4 protein-coding genes are annotated in these 6,665 nt (G+C 57.2%); all 4 read left to right on the forward strand.

Annotation, left to right across the window (positions count from 1 at the left end; translation table 11 throughout):
• The first annotated feature begins 50 nt into the window (after window positions 1–50).
• Window positions 51–1,625, forward strand: coding sequence for an AMP-binding protein (locus HMPREF3055_RS00645; RefSeq protein ID WP_070737331.1), 1,575 nt, complete (start codon window positions 51–53; stop codon window positions 1,623–1,625).
• A 133-nt stretch (window positions 1,626–1,758) separates the two neighbouring features.
• The gene (locus HMPREF3055_RS00650) at window positions 1,759–2,334 is read left to right on the forward strand and encodes an adenine phosphoribosyltransferase (protein WP_070737333.1); all 576 of its coding nucleotides are present in this window, start codon (window positions 1,759–1,761) and stop codon (window positions 2,332–2,334) included.
• A 184-nt stretch (window positions 2,335–2,518) separates the two neighbouring features.
• Entirely contained in the window at window positions 2,519–4,813 is a 2,295-nt protein-coding gene (locus HMPREF3055_RS00655) for a HelD family protein (protein WP_070737338.1), read from the forward strand.
• A gap of 158 nt (window positions 4,814–4,971) precedes the next feature.
• On the forward strand, window positions 4,972–6,276 hold the full coding sequence (gene tyrS, locus HMPREF3055_RS00660) for a tyrosine--tRNA ligase (protein ID WP_005507861.1): 1,305 nt from the start codon (window positions 4,972–4,974) through the stop codon (window positions 6,274–6,276).
• Window positions 6,277–6,665 lie beyond the last annotated feature (389 nt).

Below are 6,665 nucleotides of genomic sequence, written 5' to 3' on the forward strand. Positions count from 1 at the left end.
CTTCTTCTTTTCTAGATATACCGATTTTTCTGTGGTGAGAGTTTTTTATCATGTCTGAAATGCACGATTCAGCGAACAATATTGCCTACCTTCTGGCGGAGGCGGCATCGTCTGCCGGGACTAAGGCTGCTTTGGCGATTCCGGCTTCTGAACCTGCTGATATGCAGCTGGTGAGCTATGAACAGTTGGCGTCTGCTGCCTCGCAGGTTCAGCGTCATCTGGAGGCGCTCGGTGTTGAGCGTGGTGACCGGGTGGCGTTGTCTATGCCGAATGTGGCGTTGATGCCTGCGCTGTATTACGGCATTGTGGCTGCGGGTGCGATTTGTGTTCCGTTGAATCCGCTGCTGTCGGGCGCGGAGCTGGAGTATCATCTGCGCGATAGCGGGGCGAAGGTGCTTTTCGCTTTTGCGGGTACTCGCCTGGCGTCGGAGGCTTCGTCGACGGTTCTGGTGAAGAACGGTTCGGTTCGTTGCGAGATTTTCACCGGGGGAGAGGGCTCGCCGGTAGCTCCTTTTGATGAGCCTGCCGAGACGGTTCTGGAACCCGTTCCGGTGGGGGCGAACGATGCGGCGATTATTTTGTATACGTCGGGTACGACGGGCAAACCGAAGGGGGCAACGCTGACTCACGCGAATATCCTCTCGAATGCTCGTAGTTGCGTGAGCGTTTTTGGTTTCACCGCTGAGGACGTCATTTTTGGTGGTCTCCCGCTGTTCCATGCGTTTGGTCAGACGGTGTCGATGAATGCGGCGTTTGCGGCGTCGGCTACGGTGGCTCTGCTGCCGCGTTTTACTCCCGATGGTGCGCTGAACCTGATGGAGCGTGCCGGGGTGTCGGTGTTGGCTGCGGTTCCGAGCATGTACGTATCGTTGGCGGCGGCGCTGGAGGCTGAGCCTGAGCGTGCGCGCTCGCTGCGCGGTCGCATCCGTTTCGGTATTTCGGGTGGTTCGCCGCTGCCCGCACCGGTGCATGCTGCGTTGAAAACGCTGATTGAGTGCCCGGTGTACGAGGGCTACGGCCTGAGTGAGACCTCGCCGGTGGTTTCGTTTAATCAGGCGGAGTTTGGCATGGTGCTCGGCTCGGTGGGCCGTGTGCTGCCGGGCGTGCAGGTGCAGGTGCGTTGCCCGGAAGGTTCCGAGTGCGCGCCGGGCGTGAGCGGTCAGCTGTGGGTGCGCGGCGAGAACGTGATGGCTGGTTATTGGAATAATCCGGCGGCTACTGCTGAGGTTTTTGACGGCGAGTGGTTTGCGACCGGCGATGTTGCTCGTGTTGATGAGCAGGGCAATATTTTCATCGTGGATCGTATTAAGGACATGGTTCTGCGTAATGGCTATTCGGTGTATCCGCGTGAGATTGAGGATGTGCTGTACACCCATGAGCAGGTGCAGTCGGTAGCGGTGCTGGGTGTGCCGGATGAGCGCGTGGGCGAGGAGGTTGTCGCCGTGGTGATGCCGCGTCCTGGTGCCGATGAGGGCGTGCTGCAGGCGGAGTTGAATGCTTTGGCGCGTACTCGTTTGGCGGCGTATAAGTATCCTCGCCGTTATGTGATGGTGGAGAGCATGCCGCTGGGCCCGACCGGTAAGATCCTCAAGCGTGACTTGCGGGTTTCGATTCAGCAGGGCTAATCCCGGCAGACGGTTCTTAGCGCTGTTCTGAGGACAACCGCGGGCGAAGAGGGTAGAATCTTGTAGGCGGCTTCTACCGCGTTATTGTTCCCGGTTGTTATACCTGGGCTGAACCATCCACGAAAGAGAGAGCATGAGCGTTCCCGCTTCTGAGGCTTCGCGAACCCCTATTGAGCAGTTGATTCCGGCTGCTTGCGCTACGATTCCGAATTACCCGCACGAGGGCATCCTCTTTTACGATGTGACCACTCTCTTCGCCAATGCTGAGGTTTTCAAGGCGTGCATTGATGAGCTGGCTGCCCGTTTTGAGGGCCAGTTTGATGTGGTGGCTGGTGTTGAGGCTCGTGGCTTCTTGCTGGCTTCTGCGCTCGCGTACGCTACCGGCACCGGTGTGATGACGGTTCGTAAGGCGGGTAAGCTTCCTCGTGAGACGTACCGTGAGGAGTATGCGCTGGAGTACGGTAGCGCGGCGATTGAGATTCACTGTAATGATTTCGCGCCGGGTACTCGTGTGCTTCTGCTGGATGATCTGCTGGCGACTGGCGGTACCCTGGTGGCTGCCGCGAAGCTGGTGGAGCGCGCGAACCTGAAGGTTGCCGGCGTCGGCGCTCTTCTGGAACTGGAGGGCCTGGGCGGTCGTGAGGCGTTGGACGGTTACCGTCTTGAGACGCTGAGCTTGGTCTCTGAGTATCCGCTGCCGTCGAAGTAGTTTTATAGATGTGGAGGTGCCCCGCCGGTTGATCCGGTGGGGCACTTTTCTGTGTATGCTTGGGCGGGTTTTCTACGGGGGTAATATTTCTGCCCTTCGGAGCCTGTCCTGTAAAATAGTGACCCGTATTTTTGGGTGTCTGTCGCACCCTGTCTTTGAGACACCATAGGTTTAAGGAGCTTACGTGTCATCTGAATCTCTACCCCAGCAGTCTGCTGATTCTTCGGCGGCTGAGAAGCTGTTTGCTGAGCAGATGGCTGCGGAGCGTGAGTATGTTGCTCGCGTGTATGCTCGCTTGGATGAGCTCCGTGAGGAGACGGCTGAGAAGCTGGCTGCTGTGCGTAAGAATCAGGCGGTGGGCGGTCATCAGAACCGTTCGGAGCGTGACTCTTTTGCTACTCACTATGAGGATCGTTTGGCGCAGCTGAATGCTGTGGATTCTCGTCTGATGTTTGGCCGACTGGATATGGACCGTGAGGGCGCTGATGCGGTGCGTTATATCGGTCGTATTGGTATTACGGATAGCAATCAGCAGCGTCTGCTGATGGACTGGCGTGCCCCGGAGGCGGGTACGTTCTATCAGGCGACTGCTTTCCACCCGATGGGTGTGCGCCGCCGCCGTCACCTGATGCTTGAGGGCCGCACTGTCGTAAATATTGAGGATGAGGTCTTCGATTCGGAGATGCTGCAGGATGAGGACACCCTCCACGGTGAGGGTGCTCTGCTGGCGGCGTTGAATAAGAAGCGTACCGGCCGTATGGGCGATATTGTGGCGACGATTCAGGCTGAGCAGGATGCGATTATCCGCTCGGAGCTGCCGGGTGTGCGTGTTGTGCAGGGTGGTCCCGGTACCGGTAAGACTGCTGTGGCTCTGCATCGTGCGGCGTACCTGCTGTACACGAACCGTGAGCGCCTGTCGAAGGCTGGCGTGCTGGTGGTTGGTCCGTCGAATTCGTTCATGTGGTACATCGAGCGTGTGCTTCCTTCGCTGGGTGAGACCGGCGTGGTGATGGCTTCGCTGGCGACCCTGTACCCGGGTCTGCGTGCTGTGCCTGAGAAGGAGCGCGCGGTTGCCGCGTTGAAGGGCGATTTGCGCATGGTGAAGGTTATTAAGCGTGCGGTGGCGGATCGTCAGAAGGTGCCGGCTCAGGTTCAGCGTCTGAATGTTGAGGGTACTGATGTTGAGCTGACTCCGGAGATGGTTCGTTCGGCTCGTTCTCGTGCTCGTTCGACGGGCAAGCCGCATAATGAGGCTCGTGAGACGTTCGTGAAGATTCTGTTGAAGGAGCTGACCGCGAAGCTGGATGATCAGCTGAACCGTGCTGCGGGTCGTGTGGTGGAGCGTCCGTATCTGCAGGATGATGTGCGTGCTTCGATGGATGTGCGCCGTGCCTTGAACTTGGCATGGATGCCGCTGTCGCCGGAGACTCTGTTGCGCTCGCTGTTTTCGAAGCCTCACTATCTGGAGTCTGCGACTCGTGAGTTGTCGAAGGCTGAGCGTGAGCTGCTGGCTCGCCCGGCGGATGCCCCCTTCACGGAGGCTGATGTTCCTCTGCTGGATGAGGCTGCTGAGCTTTTGGGTGATTTTTCGAAGGTGACCGGTGCGGCTGCGGCGGCTCGTGCTGCGGCGGAGCATCGTGCGAACCTTGAGAATGCGGCGAAGGCTTTGGAGAATGTTCACCAGTCGCTGGAGGATATTGGCGCTGATGGCGTGATTACTCCTGAGCAGATTGCGATGATGAATGAGGTTCGTGGCGAGCGTATGACTGCTGCGGCTGCGGCGTCGGCTGATCGTACGTGGGCGTATGGCCATATTGTGGTGGATGAGGCTCAGGAGCTTTCACCCATGCAGTGGCGTTTGCTGATGCGTCGTTGCCCGATGAAGTCGTTCACGATTGTGGGCGATATTGCTCAGGCGTCTTCTGCTGCGGCTGCTTCGTCGTGGTCGCAGGCGTTGGAGCCGTTTGTGGGTGAGCGTTTCACTCTGGAGGAGCTGACGATTAATTACCGTACTCCGGCTCAGATTGCTGAGGCGGCGGTATCGGTTGCTCAGGCTGCTGGCTATGAGGTGTCTGCACCTCGTGCGGTGCGTGAGGGTCAGTGGCCTCCGCTGGTTCATGAGGTTGCCTCCGAGTCTGTTGTGGAGCAGACCGTGGCCGTGGTCAGCGAGGAGGTCGCTCATTCGGGTGGCGCTCTGATTGGTGTGGTGTGCCCGCCGAGCCTGTATGTTCAGACGGCTCAGGCTGTGGCTCGTGCTCACGCTGATCGTACGGGTACCGCGCAGACCGCCCTGGAAAATCAGGTGCTGGTTCTGACTCCGTGGGAGGCGAAGGGCCTGGAGTTTGATGTTGTGGTGATTGTTGAGCCGCAGCAGCTGATTGATGATGCTGATGGTGCTGTGGGTGACCTGTACGTGTCGATGACTCGTCCGACTCAGCGCCTGCACATGGTGGGTTCGCGGATGCCCGCGGGTCTGTAGCTCTGTAGTACCTTTCTTGTTATTTCTTTGGGCCGGTGCCGTACCGGTTTGAGCGCTCGCTTGGGTTTTTCTGAGCGTTTGGGCTGGTGCGGTGCTAGGCTTGTTACATATTTTGTTCGAGCGCCTTCGGGCGTTGTTACCTTGTGAATGGGAGAAGCATGTCTGCCGAGATCCTCAACGCGCAGCATAATGACGATACCTTCGAGAATATTTGGCAGGAGCTGAAGTGGCGCGGTCTGGTGCACGTGAGCACTGATGAGGCTGCTCTGGAGAAGGCGCTGAGCGAGGAGAGCCTGACTTTCTATACGGGTTATGATCCGACTGCGGCTTCTTTGCACCTGGGTCACTTGGTGCAGCTGCTGGTGATGCGTCGTCTGCAGCTGGCTGGTCACAAGCCGCTGGGTCTGGTGGGTGGTTTCACCGGTTTGATTGGTGATCCGCGTCAGACTTCTGAGCGTGTGCTGAACTCTCCTGAGGTTGTTGCTGAGTGGGTTAAGTCTCTGCGTGCTCAGATTGAGCGTTTCCTGTCTTTCGAGGGTGAGAACGCTGCCCGTATGGTGAATAACTTGGACTGGAGCGGTCAGATGTCTGCTCTGCAGTTGCTGCGCGATGTTGGTAAGCATTTCCGCGTGGGCACCATGGTGAAGAAGGAGATTGTTGCGAAGCGCCTGAACTCTGATGAGGGCATTTCGTACACCGAGTTTTCGTACCAGATTCTGCAGGGCCTGGACTTCTTGGAGCTGAACCGTCGTTTCGGTTGTACTCTGCAGACCGGTGGTTCTGACCAGTGGGGTAACCTGACGAGCGGTACTGAGCTGATTCGTAAGGTAGAGGGTAAGAGCGTTCACGCTATTGGTACTCCGCTGATTACTAACTCTGATGGCACTAAGTTCGGTAAGAGCGAGGGTAACGCTATTTGGCTGAACCCGCAGATGTGCTCGCCGTACGCTTTCTACCAGTTCTGGCTGAACACTGCGGATGCGGATGTGCTGGATCGTCTGAAGGTCTTTACGTTCTTGACTCGTGCTGAGATTGCTGAGTTTGCGGAGAAGGTTGAGAAGGAGCCGTTTAAGCGTGAGGCTCAGAAGACTCTGGCGTACCTGGTGACTTCGCTGGTTCACGGTACTGAGGCTACTGATCAGGCTGTGGCTGCTTCGGAGGCGTTGTTCGGTAAGGGCGATTTCGCTGCTCTGGATGAGGCTACCTTGGAGTCTGTGGTTGCTGAACTTCCTTCGGCTAAGCTGTCCGAGGACCGCCTGGACATGATTTCTGTTCTGACTGAGCTGGGCTTTGCGAAGTCTAACTCTGAGGCTCGTCGCATTCTGAAGGAGGGCGGCGCTTCGGTGAACGGCGTGAAGGTTCAGGGCGAGGACGCAGCTATTTCTAAGGATGATCTGCTGCACGGTCGTTTTGCGATGGTTCGCCGTGGCAAGAAGAACCAGGGCGCTGTAGAGCTGATCTAATACAGAGCTGGTTTAGTCTTCTCGATACATATAGATGGGGAGGGGTTCTTCTCTACTGAGTGTTTAGTGCTGAGTGTTCGGTACTGAATGTTCGGTGGGGGAGTGCCCCTCCTTTTCTGTTCCCGATATACGTTCCCTATATGCACAGAGAGCCCCTCCGTCAGGAGGGGCTCTTCTTGTATCGTTCTGCTACCCTCTGGCTCTGGGGTTTCTTGGTTTGTCTTTGTTGGCGAGGGCTTTGGGCGCCTTTCGACCCTGTTTTGGGGGTCCAGAGAGGGGAATTCGCAGATTTTTGAGGTTTCTAGAAGTTTTTTAAAGATTTTCTACCACCCATAAAACACACTGACTAGGCAGTTTGATGTTTGTGAGGGTGTTTGAGACCCTTTCAA

The organism is Rothia sp. HMSC061C12 (assembly GCF_001815755.1).
GTDB lineage: Bacteria > Actinomycetota > Actinomycetes > Actinomycetales > Micrococcaceae > Rothia > Rothia mucilaginosa.

Excerpts from the sequence above, each read along its gene's own strand:
- HMPREF3055_RS00650 (WP_070737333.1), top strand. The coding sequence starts at position 1,759 with ATGAGCGTTCCCGCTTCTGAGGCTTCGCGAACCCCTATTGAGCAGTTG.
- tyrS (WP_005507861.1), top strand. The coding sequence starts at position 4,972 with ATGTCTGCCGAGATCCTCAACGCGCAGCATAATGACGATACCTTCGAG.
- HMPREF3055_RS00645 (WP_070737331.1), top strand. The coding sequence starts at position 51 with ATGTCTGAAATGCACGATTCAGCGAACAATATTGCCTACCTTCTGGCG.